The 17,390-nt window shown below is 68.1% G+C and carries 15 protein-coding genes and 2 tRNA genes; 15 read left to right on the forward strand and 2 right to left on the reverse strand.

What is annotated here, in order from left to right; translation table 11 throughout:
* Positions 1-709, reverse strand: a 709-nt coding sequence (bet, locus tag D7V80_RS33865; RefSeq protein ID WP_120592035.1) for a phage recombination protein Bet, incomplete at its 3' end; no start/stop codon positions are given.
* A gap of 333 nt (positions 710-1,042) precedes the next feature.
* On the opposite strand from bet, the gene D7V80_RS33870 reads away from it, so the two are divergent.
* The 15 genes from D7V80_RS33870 (at position 1,043) to D7V80_RS33940 (ending at position 16,632) form a co-directional block, all read left to right on the forward strand.
* Positions 1,043-1,115 (forward strand) — tRNA-Lys (locus D7V80_RS33870).
* Between the two features lie 130 nt (positions 1,116-1,245).
* A tRNA-Leu gene (locus tag D7V80_RS33875) sits at positions 1,246-1,327 on the forward strand.
* A gap of 103 nt (positions 1,328-1,430) precedes the next feature.
* Positions 1,431-2,708: a trigger factor gene (gene tig, locus D7V80_RS33880; RefSeq protein ID WP_120592039.1), complete on the forward strand. Its 1,278-nt coding sequence runs from the start codon at positions 1,431-1,433 to the stop codon at positions 2,706-2,708.
* A gap of 48 nt (positions 2,709-2,756) precedes the next feature.
* Entirely contained in the window at positions 2,757-3,377 is a 621-nt protein-coding gene (gene clpP, locus D7V80_RS33885) for an ATP-dependent Clp endopeptidase proteolytic subunit ClpP (RefSeq protein WP_014394868.1), read from the forward strand.
* Between the two features lie 234 nt (positions 3,378-3,611).
* Positions 3,612-4,895: an ATP-dependent Clp protease ATP-binding subunit ClpX gene (gene clpX, locus D7V80_RS33890; protein ID WP_014394869.1), complete on the forward strand. Its 1,284-nt coding sequence runs from the start codon at positions 3,612-3,614 to the stop codon at positions 4,893-4,895.
* Positions 4,896-5,080: 185 nt separating this feature from the next.
* Positions 5,081-7,267 (forward strand): prolyl oligopeptidase family protein, encoded by a 2,187-nt coding sequence (locus D7V80_RS33895; RefSeq protein WP_233585912.1) that lies wholly within the window; start codon positions 5,081-5,083, stop codon positions 7,265-7,267.
* Positions 7,268-7,461: 194 nt separating this feature from the next.
* Complete coding sequence (lon, locus tag D7V80_RS33900; protein WP_120592036.1) at positions 7,462-9,915, forward strand: endopeptidase La; 2,454 nt, start codon at positions 7,462-7,464, stop codon at positions 9,913-9,915.
* A gap of 169 nt (positions 9,916-10,084) precedes the next feature.
* On the forward strand, positions 10,085-11,746 hold the full coding sequence (locus D7V80_RS33905) for a peptide ABC transporter substrate-binding protein (protein ID WP_120592041.1): 1,662 nt from the start codon (positions 10,085-10,087) through the stop codon (positions 11,744-11,746).
* A 3-nt stretch (positions 11,747-11,749) separates the two neighbouring features.
* Positions 11,750-12,634, forward strand: a complete 885-nt coding sequence (locus tag D7V80_RS33910) for an ABC transporter permease subunit (protein ID WP_120549145.1) — start codon at positions 11,750-11,752, stop codon at positions 12,632-12,634.
* Entirely contained in the window at positions 12,631-13,443 is an 813-nt protein-coding gene (locus tag D7V80_RS33915; RefSeq protein ID WP_120592037.1) for an ABC transporter permease subunit, read from the forward strand. Before D7V80_RS33910 ends, D7V80_RS33915 begins: the two co-directional genes overlap by 4 nt.
* Positions 13,444-13,508: 65 nt before the next feature.
* On the forward strand, positions 13,509-13,958 hold the full coding sequence (locus D7V80_RS33920; protein WP_120592042.1) for a response regulator: 450 nt from the start codon (positions 13,509-13,511) through the stop codon (positions 13,956-13,958).
* Positions 13,959-14,018: 60 nt separating this feature from the next.
* Positions 14,019-14,564, forward strand: a complete 546-nt coding sequence (locus D7V80_RS33925; protein WP_043322781.1) for a YqgE/AlgH family protein — start codon at positions 14,019-14,021, stop codon at positions 14,562-14,564.
* Positions 14,564-14,821, forward strand: coding sequence for a BolA family protein (locus tag D7V80_RS33930; protein ID WP_014394877.1), 258 nt, complete (start codon positions 14,564-14,566; stop codon positions 14,819-14,821). Before D7V80_RS33925 ends, D7V80_RS33930 begins: the two co-directional genes overlap by 1 nt.
* A gap of 17 nt (positions 14,822-14,838) precedes the next feature.
* A complete protein-coding gene (gene grxD / locus D7V80_RS33935; RefSeq protein ID WP_014394878.1) occupies positions 14,839-15,156 on the forward strand; it encodes a Grx4 family monothiol glutaredoxin in 318 nt (105 codons plus the stop codon).
* A gap of 93 nt (positions 15,157-15,249) precedes the next feature.
* On the forward strand, positions 15,250-16,632 hold the full coding sequence (locus D7V80_RS33940) for a DUF2914 domain-containing protein (protein WP_120592038.1): 1,383 nt from the start codon (positions 15,250-15,252) through the stop codon (positions 16,630-16,632).
* On the opposite strand, the gene D7V80_RS33945 is transcribed toward D7V80_RS33940, so the two are convergent.
* Positions 16,613-17,353: a 16S rRNA (uracil(1498)-N(3))-methyltransferase gene (locus D7V80_RS33945; protein WP_120592043.1), complete on the reverse strand. Its 741-nt coding sequence runs from the start codon at positions 17,351-17,353 to the stop codon at positions 16,613-16,615. The two genes, D7V80_RS33940 and D7V80_RS33945, sit on opposite strands and share 20 nt — an antisense overlap.
* Positions 17,354-17,390 lie beyond the last annotated feature (37 nt).

A 17,390-nucleotide genomic window follows, 5' to 3' on the forward strand; every position in this document is an offset into this window, starting at 1 on the left:
GGGCCAGGGTGGGGAAGGACGCCTTCACCGGGCCCGGCTTCGAGCCCAGCACCTCGTAGGAGCCAGAGGCGGGCGCGGGCTCGTCGTGCGCGTCGTACTCCTCGGCCGGCATCTCCTCGCGCACGTACAGTCCGCCGAAGGCCTCCGGGTACGCCTTGCGCAGCGCCGCCACGCGCGCGCACTTTTCAATCATCGTCGTGGGAATCTTGGCCCACAGCGGCGTCTGCTGGACGTAGCCGGAGAAGTCCAGCCATACGACGACCGGCAGCTTCCCCTCGCGCACCACGCGCGACCAGGCACCCACCAGGGCGCCCTTGCGCTTGGCCGGGTTGAAGCGGTGCACCACCTCGCCCTTGCCCTGGTCCACGACGATTTCGTCCTCGGCGAACACCGCGCTCGCCTGGATGCCCTTGAAGTCCGGAAAGCGCTCCGCCCGGGCGAGCATTCCCGCCTCGGAAGGCTGGAACTCGTACTTCGTCACCCAGTTGGGCCGCTCGCGGTTGCCCACGTTCTGGCGGCGCGCCACGCAGAACGCTTCCTTGAGGAGCGGATCCAACCCGCTGCGCTTGCACTGCTCGATGAAGAGGGCGAACTCGTCCTCGCTGATTCCCCGCGGGCAGATGGTCCGCTTCACCAGGTCCACCCGCTCCCGGTTCCAGGCCGCGCCCTGCGGCGACGTCGTTCCATCCGCCTTCACATTCGCATCCATCACTGTGTCTCCAGCACCGCTCGAAAAGGCGGACGACCCTCGCCCGCCCACATGGTTGCCCCAGGAACACGGCGCACGGCCCGTGGAGCAGGGCCCTGGTCGGGACCCTGCTACAGGCCTGCAGCGCGAACCGCGGCGTGGATCAACATGCGAGCCCGGCCGACCCTTCGCATCGCTTCCCGGTCGCGGGGACGGCCGGCAGCACGCCGGGCATCCGGTTCCAACGCGGAGAATGTGAGGGGGGTGCAAAAACGTTTTGACAGAGCGGGCGGCGACCGGTATTCACCGCGCCACCTCGGACGTCGCGCAGCCAACGCGGCCGAACGCAAAGCCGGGAGCGTAGCTCAATTGGCAGAGCAATGGACTCTTAATCCATAGGTTGTGGGTTCGATTCCCTCCGCTCTCACTCGCAGGGCCCCTTCTGGAAACGGAAGGGGCCCTGTGTCTTTTCCGGCACTCCCTGACGGGGAGGTCGCGCGCGGGAAAGTCCCTGTCCCCCACGGACGTTTCGCGGTAGGACGGTCGCACGACGCGTCGGGCGGGTGGCGAAACTGGTAGACGCGCCAGACTTAGGATCTGGTACCGCAAGGTGTGAGGGTTCGAGTCCCTCCTCGCCCATTTCGCGTTGACCCGTTCGTGCCTATCCCCTAAAGCCGCACGTCCCACTTTCCGGTTGCCGCCCCGGGACGTACAGCCCGTGGAGGCGGCGAGCGAGGCCCGCATGAAGGTCCAGGTCGAAGAGCTCTCTCCCATCGAGAAGAAGCTCTCCATCGAGGTCGACTCCGCCCGCGTCGTTGAGGAGCTCAACCGCGCGTACGCCGCGCTCAGCGGCCAGGTGAAGATGCCCGGCTTCCGTCAGGGCAAGGTCCCCCGCCGCATCCTCGAGCAGAAGTACCGCGAGCAGGTGGAGGACGACGTCATCCAGCGCGTCGTGCAGCGCGCCTACCTGGACGCCGTGCGCGAGCACAAGGTGGAGGCCGTCGCCTCTCCCCAGGTCACCAACTCCGGCCTCAAGCCCGGCGCCCCCTTCAGCTTCGAGGCCCGCGTGGAGGTGAAGCCGAAGGTGGAGGCCAAGGACTTCGAGGGCCTGTCCCTGACGAAGGTGGACACCGCCGTCGCGGACGACGCGGTGAACCAGCAGATCGAGAGCATGCGCCAGAACCTGGGCCGCATCGAGCCCGTCACCGACCGCGACACCGCGGCCCAGGACGACCAGGTCACCATCGACTTCGAGGCGAAGGTGGACGGCAATGCGTTCCCCGGCAGCAAGGCGGACGGCATTGGCGTGCGCGTGCAGGACGGCGACCTCATCCAGGGCAACATCCCGCAGCTGGCGGGCGTGAAGGTCGGCGAGTCCAAGGACGTGGAGTACACCTTCGCCCAGGACTACCAGGCCGAAGAGGTCCGCGGGAAGACGGCCGTCTTCCACATCACCGTCAAGGAGCTGAAGAAGGCGGTGGTCCCGGAGCTCAACGACGACTTCGCCAAGCAGACGGGCGTCGCGCAGACGGTGGACGAGCTGCGCGCCAAGGTGCGCTCGGACCTGGAGAAGGCCAAGAAGAACCAGGCCACCGTGGACGAGCGCGACGGGCTCATCAAGGCGCTGCTGGAGAAGAACCCGTTCGACGTGCCCCGCGCCATGGTGGAGCGCGCCATCGACTCCATGATGGAGGGCGCCTTCCGCCAGATGCAGCGCCAGGGCATCGACCCGCGCCAGCTGGGCCTGGACTTCAACCGCCTGCGCGACGAGATGCGGGAGAAGGCCACCCTGGAGGTGAAGGGCACGCTGCTCTTCGAGGCCATTGCCCAGCAGCAGAACATCCAGGCGTCCGACGAGGACGTGGAGAAGCGCATCGAGGACCTGGCCATCGAGGCCAACCAGCCGGTCGCCCAGGTGAAGAAGTTCTTCAAGGGCCCGGACGAGCGCCTTGGGTTGTCTCTGCGACTCCGCGAGGAAAAGACGATTGAATTCCTCAAGGGCCGGGCGAAGTATTCTTGAGGTCTTTTCCTCAAGCCTTCGCAAGTTCCTTCTAGAGGTCCATCCGACATGCCCTTCATGCCCGTCCCCTACGTCATCGAGCAGACCCACCGGGGTGAGCGCTCGTACGACATCTACAGCCGGCTCCTGAAGGACCGCATCGTCATGCTGGGAACGGAGATCGACGATGACGTGGCCAACGCCATCGTCGCCCAGCTCCTGTTCCTGGAGTCCGAAGACCCGGACAAGGACATCAACCTCTACATCAACTCGCCCGGTGGCTCCGTGACGGCCGGTTTGGCCATCTACGACACGATGCAGTACGTCAAGGCGCCCGTCTCCACCATCTGCGTGGGGCAGGCGGCCTCCATGGGCGCCGTGCTGCTGCTCGCCGGCGCGAAGGGCAAGCGCTACTCGCTGCCCTCCAGCCGCATCATGATCCACCAGCCGCTCGGTGGCGCGCGTGGCCAAGCGACCGACATCGAAATCCAGGCCCGTGAAATCCTTCGCATGAAGGCCAAGCTCAACGAGCTCATCGTCAAGCACACCGGCCAGACGATCGAGCGCGTGGAGAAGGACACGGACCGCGACTACTTCATGGGCGCCGCGGAGGCGAAGGCGTACGGCATCATCGACTCCATCCAGGACCCCCGGAAGGTCGTGGGTGTGAAGCCGGAAGAGAAGAAGTAGACACACCGAGACGCGTGACGGCCGGGGTGTCAATCACCCGGCCGGCGGCCGGGGGTGCTGGGAATCTTCTCCCGCGCCTCCGGCCTTCTGTTTCTCCCGTCACCGGTATTTTCCCCTTGTTAAGTACCCGGAAGGTGCGTGGACGTTCCGGATGGGGGCTGACTAGATTGGGTGCAGGGGCAGGGGACCGGGCGCGAAGCGGGTTGGGGCCTTTCAGGCGCAGCGAGGGATTTCATGGCGGGTAAGAACGTGGAGAAGCGAGACAACCAGACCCTCTGCTGCTCCTTCTGCGGCAAGTCGCAGAAGGAGGTGAAGAAGCTCATCGCGGGCCCGACGGTCTACATCTGCGACGAGTGCATCGGGCTGTGCAACGACATCATCGCGGAGGAGATCGACCGCGAGGAGACCAAGGACACCAAGCTGCGCATCCCCCGGCCCTCGGAAATCAAGGCCGTGCTGGACGAGTACGTGGTGGGCCAGGAGCGCGCGAAGAAGACGCTCTCCGTGGCGGTGCACAACCACTACAAGCGCATCGAGTCCAAGGTCGCCATGGACGATGTGGAGCTGCAGAAGAGCAACATCCTGCTGCTCGGCCCCACGGGCTCCGGCAAGACGCTGCTCGCGCAGACCCTGGCGCGCATCCTCAACGTCCCCTTCACCATCGCGGACGCCACGTGCCTCACGGAGGCCGGCTACGTCGGTGAGGACGTGGAGAACATCATCGTCAACCTGCTCCAGGCCGCGGACCACGACATCGAGCGCGCGCAGCGGGGCATCGTCTACATCGACGAAATCGACAAGATCGCCCGCAAGTCGGAGAACCCCTCCATCACCCGCGACGTGAGCGGCGAGGGCGTGCAGCAGGCGCTCTTGAAGATCATCGAAGGCACGGTGGCCAATGTCCCGCCCAAGGGTGGCCGCAAGCACCCGCAGCAGGAGTTCCTGCAGGTGGACACCACCAACATCCTCTTCATCTGCGGCGGCGCGTTCGGCGGCCTGGAGCAGGTGATCGAGCGCCGCCTGGGCGGCCGCAGCCTGGGCTTCGGCGCGGAGATCCAGTCGCGCAAGCAGCGCAACCTCAGCGAGCTGCTCAAGCACGTGGAGCCGGAGGACCTGCTCAAGTTCGGCATGATTCCGGAGTTCATCGGCCGTCTGCCCATCATCACCGCGCTGGAGGAGCTGGACGAAGGCGCGCTCGTGAACATCCTGGGCGAGCCCAAGAACGCGCTCACCAAGCAGTACCGCAAGCTCTTCGAGCTGGACGGCGTGTCGCTGAAGTTCACCGACGGGGCGCTGAAGGCCATCGCGTCGGAGGCCATCCGCCGCAAGGCGGGCGCTCGCGGCCTGCGCTCCATCCTGGAGACGGCCATGCTGGACGTGATGTACGAAATCCCGTCCCGCAAGACGGCCCGCGAGGTGCTCATCTCCGAGGAGGTCATCCTCAAGAAGAGCGAGCCCGTCGTCCTGCACTCGCAGGACAACAAGGAGACACCGGAGCCGAAGAAGGAATCGGCCTAGCGGGAATCATCCTCCAGGGGCTCGCAAGGGCCTGACGGGGATGACGGGGCGCGTCACGGTCATTGGACCGGGACGCGCCCTTCGTCTTTCCAAAGGGAGCTTCCGGGCGTGGGGTGGGCCACGCTTTTTTCCGGGCCGGGGCGGGGGGCTTCTTGTATCTGCTGTTACCCATGAGAAAGCTCCTCATGCCTGCCCTGTTGTCGCTCGTGGCCTGCACCTCCGCGAAGGAAGCCACGCGTGATGAAGCCCCCGCCGCGTCCGCAGCGACGCAGAGCGCTCCGGCCCAGGAGGGCCCCTCCCGCATGGCCTACCCGGCGACCCGTTCCGACGCGGTGGTGGACACGCTGCACGGCCAGCAGGTGGCGGATCCGTACCGCTGGCTGGAGGACGAGAAGGCCCCGGAGGTCCAGGCCTGGATGAAGGCTCAGGACGGCTTCACCCGCGACGCGCTGGCGAAGATGCCGGGCCGCGACGCGCTGGCGAAGCGCTTCACGGAGCTGTTCTACGTGGACTCGGTGACGGCGCCCTTCCGCCGGGGCAACCGCTTCTTCTTCATGCGGACCCACAAGGACAAGGAGAAGGCCATCGTCTACTGGAAGGACGGCGAGTCCGGACAGGAGAAGGTGCTGCTGGACCCCAACGTCATGAGCAAGGACGGCCCGGTGTCCCTGGGCCGCTGGGTGCCGTCGTGGGACGGCAAGCGCGTGGCCTTCCCGGTGCGCCCCAACGCCGCGGACGAGGCCACCCTGCACGTCATCGACGTGGACACCGGCGAGTGGTCCAAGGTGGACGTGATTGAGGGCGCGAAGTACGCCAACACCAACTGGACGCCGGACGGCAAGGGCTTCTACTACGAGTGGCTGCCCACGGACCCCTCCATCCCGGTGGACGCGCGCCCGGGCTACACCACGCTCAAGTTCCACAAGCTGGGCGAGGACCCGAAGAAGGACGTCGTGGTGCACGAGCGCACCGGCGACCCGACGACGTTCCTCCAGGGCGACCTGTCGCGTGACGGCAAGTACCTCTTCGCGTCCATCCTGCGCGGCTGGAGCGAGAACGACGTCTACTGGAAGCACCCGGCGGAGAAGGACTGGCGGCTGCTCGTGAAGGGCAAGGGCGCCAAGTACAGCGTCTTCGCCTGGAAGGACCGCTTCTACGTCGTCACCGACGAGGGCGCCCCGCGCCAGCGCGTCTTCGCCGTGGACCCCAAGAAGTCCGAGCGCGCGAACTGGAAGGAGCTGGTGCCGGAGGACCCCAAGGCCACGCTGGAGAGCGTGTCGCTGGTGGGCGGCCACCTGGCGCTGGAGTACCTCAAGGACGTGACGACGGAGCTGCGCATCGCCACGCTGGAGGGCAAGCCGGTGCGCACCGTGCAGCTGCCGGGCGTGGGCGCCGCCAGCAACCTGATGGGTCTGGAGGACCAGGACGACGCCTACTTCTCCTACAGCTCCTTCACCACGCCCCGTCAGGTCTACCGGACGTCCGTGAAGAGCGGGAAGGTGGACCTGTGGGCGAAGGTGGAAGTGCCCATGGACCCGGACGCGTACACCACGGAGCAGGTCTTCTTCACGTCGAAGGACGGCACGAAGGTGCCCATGTTCCTCGTCTACAAGAAGGGCCTGAAGAAGGACGGCACCGCGCCCACGCTGCTGTACGGCTACGGCGGCTTCCTGGTCAGCATGCAGCCGGGCTTCCGCGCGAGCATCCTGCCGTGGCTGGACGCGGGCGGCATCTATGCGGTGGCCAACCTGCGCGGCGGCGGTGAGTACGGCACCGCGTGGCACGAGGCGGGCCGGGGCGCGAACAAGCAGAACGTCTTCGACGACTTCGCCGGCGCGGCCGAGTACCTGGCGAAGGAGAAGTACACGCAGGCGAAGAAGCTGGCCATCTACGGCGGCAGCAACGGCGGCCTGCTGGTGGGCGCGGCCATGACGCAGCGCCCTGAGCTGTACGGCGCGGTGGTGTGCGGCGTGCCGCTGCTGGACATGGTGCGCTTCCACCTGTTCGGCAGCGGGCGGACCTGGGTGCCGGAGTACGGGTCGGCGGACGACGCCGGGCAGTTCAAGACCCTGTACGCCTATTCGCCCTACCACCACGTGCGTCAGGACGTGCAGTACCCGCCGCTCCTGATGATGAGCTCGGACCACGATGACCGGGTGGACCCCATGCACGCGCGCAAGTTCGTGGCGGCCGTTCAGAACGCGAAGGGCAATCCGGCGCCCACGCTGCTACGCATCGAGGCGAACGCGGGCCACGGCGGGGCGGACCAGGTGGCCAAGGCCATCGAGTCCAGCGTGGACATGTATGCCTTCCTCTTCCAGGCCCTGGGCGTCGCATGGCCGGATGCCGGGGTAGCGGCCGAGAGCCGCTAGAATCGGGGCAGGACACACTCCTGCCTCTCGGTGTTCCCTTGAAGGCAGGGTGCGGACCCCTAATCTTGAGCGGGGAACGGGTCCTGCGACCGGCGTGTTATAGAGCAGCGTTTCACCCTGCATGCGCGCTTGGGCGGCATGTGGGCAACTCTTGAAGGGCTTGCCTGTACGGCAGGCCAGCGGGTGGCGGATACATGTTCTTCGGACGTGACGACAAGAAGGAAGCCCAGAAGCGGGGCCTCACCATCCCGCTCTTGCCCCTTCGGGACATCATCGTGTTCCCGCACATGGTGGTTCCGCTGTTCGTCGGCCGGGAGAAGTCCATCGCGGCGTTGAAGGACGCGATGGCCCACAAGGGTCCGGATGACAAGGCGGTCATCCTGCTGGCCGCCCAGAAGAAGGCCAAGACGAACGACCCCTCGCCCGACGACATCTTCCACTTCGGCACCATCGGTCACCTCATCCAGCTCCTTCCGCTGCCCGACGGCACGATGAAGGTCCTGGTGGAGGGCGTGCGCCGCGCCAAGGTGAAGAAGTTCCACCCGAACGACTCCTTCTTCATGGTCGAGGTGGACGAAGTCGAGGAGCAGCTGGAGAAGAGCGTGGAGCTGGAGGCGCTGGTGCGCTCCGTCCACTCCGTCTTCGAAGCCTTCGTGAAGCTCAACAAGCGCATCCCGCCGGAGATGCTGATGCAGGTCGCCAGCATCGACGACCCTGCGCGCCTGGCGGACACCATCGTCGCGCACCTGTCGCTGAAGCTGAACGACAAGCAGGCGCTGCTTGAGACGGAGTCCCCGGCCAAGCGCCTGGAGAAGCTCTACGAGCTGATGCAGGGCGAGATCGAAATCCTCCAGGTGGAGAAGAAGATCCGCACGCGCGTCAAGAAGCAGATGGAGAAGACCCAGAAGGAGTACTACCTGAATGAGCAGATGCAGGCCATTCAGAAGGAGCTGGGTGAGCGCGACGAGTTCAAGAACGAGATCCAGGAGATTGAAGAGAAGCTGAAGAACAAGCGGATGAGCAAGGAGGCCACGCTCAAGGTCAAGAAGGAGCTGAAGAAGCTCCGGATGATGAGCCCGATGAGCGCCGAGGCCACGGTCGTCCGCAACTACATCGACTGGATCATCAGCCTGCCCTGGTACGACGAGACCCAGGACCGGCTGGACGTCACCGAAGCGGAGCGGGTGCTCAACGAGGACCACTACGGCTTGAAGAAGCCGAAGGAGCGCATCCTCGAGTACCTGGCCGTGCAGCAGCTGGTGAAGAAGCTGAAGGGCCCCGTGCTGTGCTTCGTGGGGCCTCCGGGCGTGGGCAAGACGTCGCTCGCGCGCAGCATCGCGCGGGCCACGGGCCGCAAGTTCGTGCGCCTGTCCCTGGGCGGCGTGCGTGACGAGGCGGAGATCCGCGGCCACCGCCGCACGTACATCGGCGCGATGCCGGGCAAGCTCATCCAGTCCCTGAAGAAGGCGGGCAGCAACAACCCCGTGTTCCTCCTGGACGAGATCGACAAGATGTCCACGGACTTCCGTGGTGACCCGAGCGCGGCGCTGCTGGAGGTGCTGGACCCGGAGCAGAACCACAACTTCAACGACCACTACCTGGACCTCGACTACGACCTGTCCAAGGTGATGTTCATCTGCACCGCGAACACGATGCACAACATCCCCGGTCCGCTGCAGGACCGCATGGAGGTGATTCGCATCGCGGGGTACACCGAGCCGGAGAAGCTCTCCATCGCGCGGCGCTACCTGATTCCGAAGGAGCAGGAGGCCAACGGCCTCGCGGACCTGAAGATCGACATCACCAACGACGCGCTGAAGACCATCGTGCACCGCTACACGCGCGAGTCGGGCGTGCGTTCGCTGGAGCGTGAGATTGGCGGCGTGTTCCGGAAGATCGCCCGCGACGTGCTGAAGAACGGCAAGCGGGACCTCATCGAGGTGGACCGCAAGCAGGCGATGAAGTTCCTGGGCACGCCCCGCTTCCGCTACGGCGTGGCGGAGCGCGAGGACCAGGTGGGCATCGTCACGGGCCTCGCGTGGACGGAGCTGGGCGGTGAGATCCTCACCACGGAAGCCACGTCCATGCCGGGCAAGGGCAAGCTCATCATCACCGGCAAGCTGGGCGAGGTGATGCAGGAGTCCGCCCAGGCGGCCATGTCCTACGTGCGCAGCCGCGCGGAGCGCTTCGGCATCGACCGCAAGGTGTTCGAGAACTACGACATCCACGTCCACCTGCCGGAGGGCGCGATTCCCAAGGACGGTCCGTCCGCGGGCGTCACCATGGCCACGGCGCTGGTGAGCGCGCTGACGCGCGTGCCGGTCCGCAAGGACGTGGCGATGACGGGTGAAATCACGCTGCGTGGCCGCGTGCTGCCCATCGGCGGTCTGAAGGAGAAGACGCTGGCGGCGCACCGCGCGGGCATCAAGACGGTCCTGATTCCGAAGGCGAACAAGAAGGACCTGAAGGACATCCCGCTGAAGATCCGCAAGGCGCTGCGCATCGTCCCGGTGGAGTTCGTGGACGACGTGCTGCGTGAGGCGCTGGTGCTCGAGAAGCCGGAGGAGTTCGGCCGCAAGGGCGCCGGGGACAACCTGAAGCCGGGGCTGTCCGTGACGGAGTCGGTGTCCACGCCTTCGCAGGCATGAGGTTGAGCTTCAGGCCCCCTTGAAGGGGCCGGGCAGTGACGAAGCCAGGATGCCGGCCGACCAGGAGTCGCCGGTCTCCTGGCTTCTCTCTTTTTTACGGGCGGGTCGGGGTACAACGCGGGGAGTGGCTCCCCGCGCGCGAATCCTGTCCTACTCCCTGGTGCTGGTGATGGCCGCGGCCTGCGGGCCGTGCGGCTTCCAGCCCGAGCCGGGCGTGAAGGTGGTGGTGCCGGCGATGCCCACCACGCTGGATTGGAGCCACTCGGATCCGCAGAGCTGGGTGAACTACCCGGTGATGCTGGCCACGCAGAAGGGGCTCACCACGTTGGGGGCGGACCACTCGGTCCAGCCGGGCCTGGCGGAGCGGTGGGAGCGTGAGGCGGACGCGGCCGGGCATGAGGTCTACACGTTCCATCTGCGTGAGGACGTGACGTGGTCGGACGGCTCTCCCGTCACGGCGCGCGACTTCGTCTTCGGGTGGCACCGGGCGCTCCTGGGCCGCGAGCGCGGCGAGATGGCGGACCTCCAGGGCGCGGAGGAGGTGCTCGCGCTGCTGGAGCGTGGGGTGCCGGAGGCGGAGGTGAAGGCGGCGCTGTCGCGGGTCGGGGTGGAGGCGGTGGAGGCGCGGACGCTGCGGGTGACGCTGGTGCGGCCCCGGAGCTACTTCCTGGCGCGGCTCGCGAACGTGTACCTGTTCTTTCCCGCGCCTTCGGCGGACCTGGAGGGCAAGTCGGACGAGGCGGTGCGCGACTACTTCGACCGGCCTCGCGACGGGCGTCCGCTGGCGGTGGGGCCCTACCGGGTCGAGCGGTGGGACCGCGCGGGGGAGCGCGTGCGGCTGGTCTACAACCCGCGCAGCGCGTTCCCTCCGCCGATGGGTCCTGGAGAGACGCCGGCGCCGGTGCTGACGCTGATGAAGTCGGAGATCGGTCCTGCGCTGTATGAGCGGGGCCGGGTGGACTTCGTGTTCGTGGACAGCGCGGCGGCGCTGCGCGGGATGAAGGCGGCGGACCTGAAGCGGGAGCCGCTGTTGTCCACGTACTTCCTGGCCTTCAACACGGAGCGTCCGCCGTTGGACCGGCCGGAGGTGCGCCGGGCGCTGGCGCGGGCGCTGGACAGGGAGGCGCTGCTCGCGGGGCTCTTGCCGGCCGCGCGCGCGACGAACGTGTTGCTGCCGCCGGAGCTGCCGGATGCGGCGACGCCGGAGCAGGCGGCCCGGCTGCCTCGCTACGAGCCGGAGCGGGCGAAGACGGAGCTTGCGGGGGCGAAGGGGTTGGACCGGCCGCTGCGGCTGGTGGTGAAGGCGGGGGACTCGTTCGTGCCGGAGGAGGCGCTGGCGGAGCGCATCGCGGCGCAGCTCGCGAAGGTGGGCGTGCGGGTGGTGGTGGATTCGCGGTCGGACTACTCCGCGGAGGTGGCTCGCAGGACGCCGCAGGGGCCGCGTGCGTATGACCTGTACCTGCGGCGGTTGGGCGCGGACTACGCGCACCCGAACACGTTCTTCACGCTGTTCGAGCGGCAGGGCAACCACCAGACGGGATGGGAGACGCAGGGCGGCGGCGAGCCGATGCGCCGCTTCGAGCGGCTGCTGGAGGAGGCGGACGGCGACCCCGACCCCGTGCACGCGCGCGAGCTGTACGCGAAGGCCCAGGAGGTGCTGGTGGGGGAGGCGGCCGTCATCGCGCCGCTGTACCACCCGGACCGTTACTTCCGGGCGCGGGCACGGCTGCACGGTCTGGACGTGGACCCGTTCAACTTCCTCGCGCTGCGAGCGCTGCGGCTGGGGCCGGACGAAACGCCCACGGCCCGCGCGGAAGGGCAGGGGCCCTAGCGCATGCGCCTCATCGCGACGCGCCTCGTGCGCCAGCTCGTGCTCGTGCCGGTGGTGGCGGTGGCCTCGTACTTCCTCATGGCCGCGCTGCCGCTCACCACGGAGAGCGACAACAAGCGGCAGGTGTCTCCGGAGCTGGCGGCTTCGTACCAGCGCGACCTGGGCATCGGTGAGCCGCTCGGGTTCCTGCGGCCGTGGGAGAAGCTCTTCGCCGGAGAACGCCTGGGCACCAGCGCTCAGGGCATCACCGGCGATGAGCTGCTCCAGAAGCTCTCCGGCAGCGTGGGCGTGGGCCTCGTCGCGCTTCCGCTCGCGCTTGCCTGGGCCGTGGGCTTCGCGCTCCTGCGCACCCGGTGGCGGCGGGGACGCTTCGCCGTGCTCGGGGACGTGCTCCCCGCCATCGCGTTCGGGACGCCCGTGTTCATCCCCGCGCTGCTGCTGGCCCCCGCCGTGGTGGAGCGCGGACACCTGCTGCCGGAGCTGTGCGCCGCGGTCGTCATCGCCATCTGGCCGGGGACCTTCCTGGGCACGCTCGTGGGGGATGCCCTGGAGACCGAGCTGTCCCGCGACTACGTGCGCACCGCGCTCAGCAAGGGCCTGGACCCCGGCACCGTGCTGCGCCGCCATGTCCTCCCCAATGTGTGGCCCGCGCTCCTGGACGCCGTGACGCCCGTCGCCACCGCGCTGCTCGCGGGCTCGTTCGCCGCGGAGCGCGTCTTCGGCCTGCCGTACTTCGGTCAGCTCTACGTGCTCGCCGTCCTCAACAAGCAGGTCGCCGTCGTCGTCGTGTCCACCACGACCTTCGCCACCGTGCTCGTCGTCGTGAGCCTCACCGTGGAACTCCTGCGCATGCTCGTGGATCCCCGCGCCCGGGAGGCCCGCGCTTGAGCCGCATCCCCGTGCGCGCCTGGGTGGGGCTGGTCCTCCTCGTGGGCCTGGGGGCCTTGAGCCTCGTGGCCGGCCGCCTCTTTCCCGACGCCCTCGCGAACACCTGTCCGCTCGGCTGGGACCTGAACCGCCCGGACCGCAGCGTGTGCGAGCTGGCCTTCGGCGGCCTGTGGGTGTCGCTGGCCATCGGGCTCGCGGCCGGTGCGCTGTCCACCGTGCTGGGGCTGGCCGTCGCGGCGCTCGCGCGGCTGTCCGGCGGGGTGACGGAGCAGGTGCTCCTGCGCGCGGTGGACGCCGTGTTCGCCCTGCCGGATGTCCTCGTGGTGATGGTGCTCCAGCTCGCGGGCCAGTCCATGATGGACGCGGGCATGGGCGGTGGCCTGGGGCCCTTTGGCTTGATGGTGACGTCCCTGGCCCTGGTGGGCTGGGCCGGCCCCGCGCGCATGTTCCGCGACCGCCTGGCCACGCTGGAGGGTCAGGAGTACGTGGCCGCCGCGCGCGCCCTGGGCGGCGGTGGCGCGCACATCCTCCGCGTGCACCTGTGGCCGCTGTTGCGCCCCTTCGTGCTGGCCGTGTTCCTGAGCCGCCTGCCGAGCGCCATCCTCACCGAGTCCACGGTGAGCTTCTTCGGCATCGCCCGCATGGAGCCCATGTCCCTGGGCCGCTACCTGGGCACGTCCTACGCCGCGCTCATCTACGAGGGCGGCGGCCGCGTGGTGATTCCCGCCTGGGGACTGCTCGTGCTGCTGGTGCTTGGCGCCTCGCTCGCTTCCCAGGCCTTGGGGGGAGGTACCCGTCGCGAAGTGTGAGGAATGCCGCACATTGGGGCAAATGTTTCACACGGACGGAAACCCTTTGCCCTCAGGTGAACACCATGTCCCTCCCCACGGAAGAAATCCCCCTCTCGCCTGCCCGTGATGAGCGTCCGCGTGATGACGGCCTGCGCAAGGAGGCCGTCCGGGGCTCGGTGCTGGTGGTGGAAGACGACGCCGCGCACCGCGAACTCCTGGTGGAGCTGGTGAGCACCTGGGGCTACGACGCCATGCCCGTGGGCAGCGCCGAGGAGGCCGAGTTCGCCGTGCGCAACAAGCGCATGGACGCCGCCATCGTGGACGTGTTCCTCCCCGGACGCAGCGGCACCACGCTCATGTCCAAGCTGCGCGAGAAGTTCCCGCAGGCCGTGCTCATCGGCGTGAGCGCCATGAGCGACGCGGCCACCGCTCGCAAGTGCAAGGGCCTGGGCGCGGACCTCTTCATCGGCAAGCCGTTGGATCCGGAGAAGCTGGCCAAGGCGCTGAAGTCCAAGCACCAGAGCTGGCACTGAAGTCAGCAGGGGAGCGGGTTCCGGTTGCACACCCCCGCCGGACGCCCGATGCTCCCTGGCGTGAAGAACCTCGCCTCCGGCTTCCTGCTGGCCATGCCCCAGCTTGGAGACCCGAACTTCTACCGGTCGGTCATCCTGATGATCGAACATGGGGAGACGGGCTCCATGGGGCTCGTCGTGAACCGGGGAGCGCCCCTGACGCTCGGTGAGCTGGCGCGCGGTCAGTCGATGGACATCTCGACGGACCGCGTGTCGCAACCGGTGTTCGTGGGCGGCCCGGTGGAGCCCCAGCGGGGCTTCGTGCTGCACGATGATGAATCCGTCGCGGAGAAGCACTCCGTCCTGCCGGGCCTCTACCTGAGCGTCACGCTGGACGCGCTGGGGCCTCTCCTGCAGCGGACGAGTCCGCGCGTGCGCTTCTGCCTGGGGTACGCGGGCTGGGGCCCCAAGCAGCTGGAGAATGAAATCGCCGCGGGCTCGTGGCTGTACGCCGACGCCACCGCGGACGCGGTGCTGGGGCAGGACCCGGCGAAGTTGTGGGATGCCACCCTGCGCGGCCTGGGCGTGGACCCGGCCATGCTGGTGATGGGAAAGGGGATGAACTGATGCTCGACGCCGAGACGCTGCGCCGTTACCTCCTGGACGCCCTGCCGGGCTCGGAGGTGGAGTTGAACGACACCACGGGGACGGGAGACCACTTCGAGGCCCGCGTCATCTCCCCCGCCTTCACCGGCAAGTCGATGGTGGAACAGCACCAGCTGGTGTACGCGCCGCTGCAGCAGTGGCTGAAGTCGGGCGAACTGCACGCGCTGGCGCTCAAGACCTATTCGCCCGAGCAGTGGAAGAAGCTCGGGCCCCGCTGAAGAAGGAGCAACGACTCATGGATCCGACCCTCAAGGCCCAGTTCGACGAGACGGTGAAGTCGCACCCCATCGTCCTCTTCATGAAGGGCAACGCCCTGTTCCCCCAGTGCGGCTTCTCCGCGCGCGCGCTCCAGCTGCTCCAGCCGCTGGGCCCCGTGCACACGGTGGACGTGCTGGCGGACCCCAACGTGCGCCAGGGCATCAAGGACTACTCCAACTGGCCCACCATTCCGCAGGTCTACATCCACGGGAAGTTCGTGGGCGGCTCCGACATCCTGATGGAGCTGGCCGAGCGCGGCGAGCTGCAGGACCTGGTCGCCGCCGGCGGCAAGTAGGCGTTTCAAGAGGGAGCGGGGCCAGGGGGAAGACCCGGGCCCCGTCCCCCGCGTAGACTGGGCGGCGGTCGCCAAGAGGGGTTGAAAGCCGCCGTGCTCACCGTCACACCGCCTGAGTCGAAGCCGCAGGACGCGTCCAACGAAGCGCCCGGAGTGCCGGTCGAGGGGGGCCCTCTTCCTCCCGGCGCGAACGTCGTGATCGCCACGCCCGGCGCCGCGGTCGCGGATCCGGACGACCTCGTCAGCACGGAGAAGACGCCCACGCTGGTGGACCGCGTGCAGGCCTTCCGCGCGAAGTACGAGAAGCAGGAGATGGCCCTCTTCTTCTTCGCGGGCTTCCTCTACGACGTCCTCACGCTGAGCCCCATCGACGATGCGCTCACGGAGGTGCAGAACTTCGTCTACCTGGCCATCCTCGCGGGCTTGCTGGTGCTGGAGCAGCGCTACCCCGAAGGCGTGGAGCCGCCGAAGCTGCTGGTCAAGGTGTGGCGCTTCCGCGAGGACGCGCTGCACTTCTTCATGGGCAGCCTGCTGAGCGCGTTCACGCTGTTCCTGTTCAAGAGCTCGTCGGGCTTCACGCCGCTCCTGTTCATGGCGGGCATGTTCGGCCTGCTGGTGGCCAACGAGCTGCCGCGCTTCCGTCAGCTGGGCCCCGTCATCCGCGTGGCCGTCTTCAGCCTGTGCGTGACGCTGTACTTCGCGTCGCTGCTGCCGGTGCTCTTTGGACGGGTGGGGTGGTGGATCTTCACGCTCTCCGTCGTGCTGGGCTGCGGGAGCATCTATGGGCTGCTTCGCGTGCTCAAGCGGTGGCGCCCGGATGAGAAGGCGCTGCTGCGCACGGTGGCGATTCCCGGCTTCGGCGCGCAGGCGGTGCTGCTCGGGTGCTATTTCCTGGGCGTGATTCCGCCGGTGCCCCTGGCGGTGCAGTACAGCGGCATCTACCACCAGGTGAAGCGCGTCTCCCCGGGCGTGTATCACCTGACGTCGGAGGTGCAGCCCTGGTGGAAGTTCTGGACTGCGTTCCATCACGGCGACCAGGACTTCATGGTGCGGCCCGGCGAGGAGCCCATGTACTTCTTCCGCATCTTCGCGCCCAAGGGCTTCGAGCCGTACCAGGTGCGCGTGCGCTGGTACTTCGACCACCCGGAGAAGGGCTGGACGGCGCTGGGCAAGGGGTTCCCGGCCAACGTGACCAGCAACGGCACGGAGGGCGGCTACCGCTACTACGCGCGGCCGGGCACCACGCCCAAGCCGGGCGACTGGCGCGTCGTGCTGGAGACGGAGGCCGGGCATGAAATCAACCGCCTGAACTTCACCGTCACCGAGGACACGCGCACCGAGCCGCGCGAGGAGAAGGTGGACGTGTCCGTGCTCAAGATCACCAAGCCCATTTCGCTGGAGGACTGGCAGAAGCTCCAGCCCGCGCCGGTGGCGGCCGCCGCGGCTCCCACGCCGGCTACGGCGCCGGCGCCTTGAGCAGCGTCACCTGACCCAGCAGCACCGGCACCGCCGTCTCCACGCGCAGGATGCGGGGGCCCAGCGAGAAGGGCAGGAAGCCGTGGGCTTCCAGCAGCTGGGCCTCGAAGGGGACCCAGCCTCCATCCGGGCCAATGGCGAGCACCACCCGCGTGGCGTGGGTGATGTCCCGGGCCTGGAGGGAGAGGCTGGCGGGCGGGTGGGGGAGCAGGCGCAGCGGCTCCGGGCCGAAGACGGCGTCCAGCTCGTCCTCGACGAAGGGGCGGAAGCGCTCGCGGATCAGCACCTCCGGCAGGCGCGTGTCGCGGGCCTGCTCCAGCCCCTGGAGGAGCAGCTCGCGGACGAAGGCCTCGTTGAGCACCTTGGAGTCGAAGTAGCTCTTCTCCACGCGGGCCGCGTTCACCAGCACGATGCGGTCCACGCCCAGGGACGCCGCGGCGGGCAGGACCTTCTTGAGCGCCTTGGGGCGAGGGATGGCCAGGAGCAGGTCCACGCCGGCCCTTGGCGGCGGCGGGTCCGTGAGCTCGACGCGCAGGTGGAGCAGGCCGGGGGCGTTCTCCAGCACCTCGCCCGTACCGGTGAGGCCGTTGAGGCGGCCCACGCGCAGGGATTCGCCGGGTTCGGCCTTGAGGACCTCGCGGGCGTGCTGGGCGCGGCGGCCGGTGAGCCGGGCGGTGCCGTCCGGCTGGAAGTCCTCGTCGAAGAGCAGGAGCAGGTTCACGGTCCCCTCCATGTAGCCGTTCCCGGGCGGGCAGGGG

It is taken from the genome of Corallococcus sp. CA054B, from assembly GCF_003611625.1.
In the GTDB taxonomy this organism is placed as follows: domain Bacteria; phylum Myxococcota; class Myxococcia; order Myxococcales; family Myxococcaceae; genus Corallococcus; species Corallococcus coralloides.

Coding starts and splice junctions, on each gene's coding strand:
- D7V80_RS33930 (WP_014394877.1), top strand. CDS start 14,564: ATGCTCGACGCCGAGACGCTGCGCCGTTACCTCCTGGACGCCCTGCCG.
- tig (WP_120592039.1), top strand. CDS start 1,431: ATGAAGGTCCAGGTCGAAGAGCTCTCTCCCATCGAGAAGAAGCTCTCC.
- D7V80_RS33920 (WP_120592042.1), top strand. CDS start 13,509: ATGTCCCTCCCCACGGAAGAAATCCCCCTCTCGCCTGCCCGTGATGAG.
- D7V80_RS33910 (WP_120549145.1), top strand. CDS start 11,750: ATGCGCCTCATCGCGACGCGCCTCGTGCGCCAGCTCGTGCTCGTGCCG.
- clpX (WP_014394869.1), top strand. CDS start 3,612: ATGGCGGGTAAGAACGTGGAGAAGCGAGACAACCAGACCCTCTGCTGC.
- clpP (WP_014394868.1), top strand. CDS start 2,757: ATGCCCTTCATGCCCGTCCCCTACGTCATCGAGCAGACCCACCGGGGT.
- D7V80_RS33895 (WP_233585912.1), top strand. CDS start 5,081: ATGCCTGCCCTGTTGTCGCTCGTGGCCTGCACCTCCGCGAAGGAAGCC.
- D7V80_RS33905 (WP_120592041.1), top strand. CDS start 10,085: ATGGCCGCGGCCTGCGGGCCGTGCGGCTTCCAGCCCGAGCCGGGCGTG.
- grxD (WP_014394878.1), top strand. CDS start 14,839: ATGGATCCGACCCTCAAGGCCCAGTTCGACGAGACGGTGAAGTCGCAC.
- lon (WP_120592036.1), top strand. CDS start 7,462: ATGTTCTTCGGACGTGACGACAAGAAGGAAGCCCAGAAGCGGGGCCTC.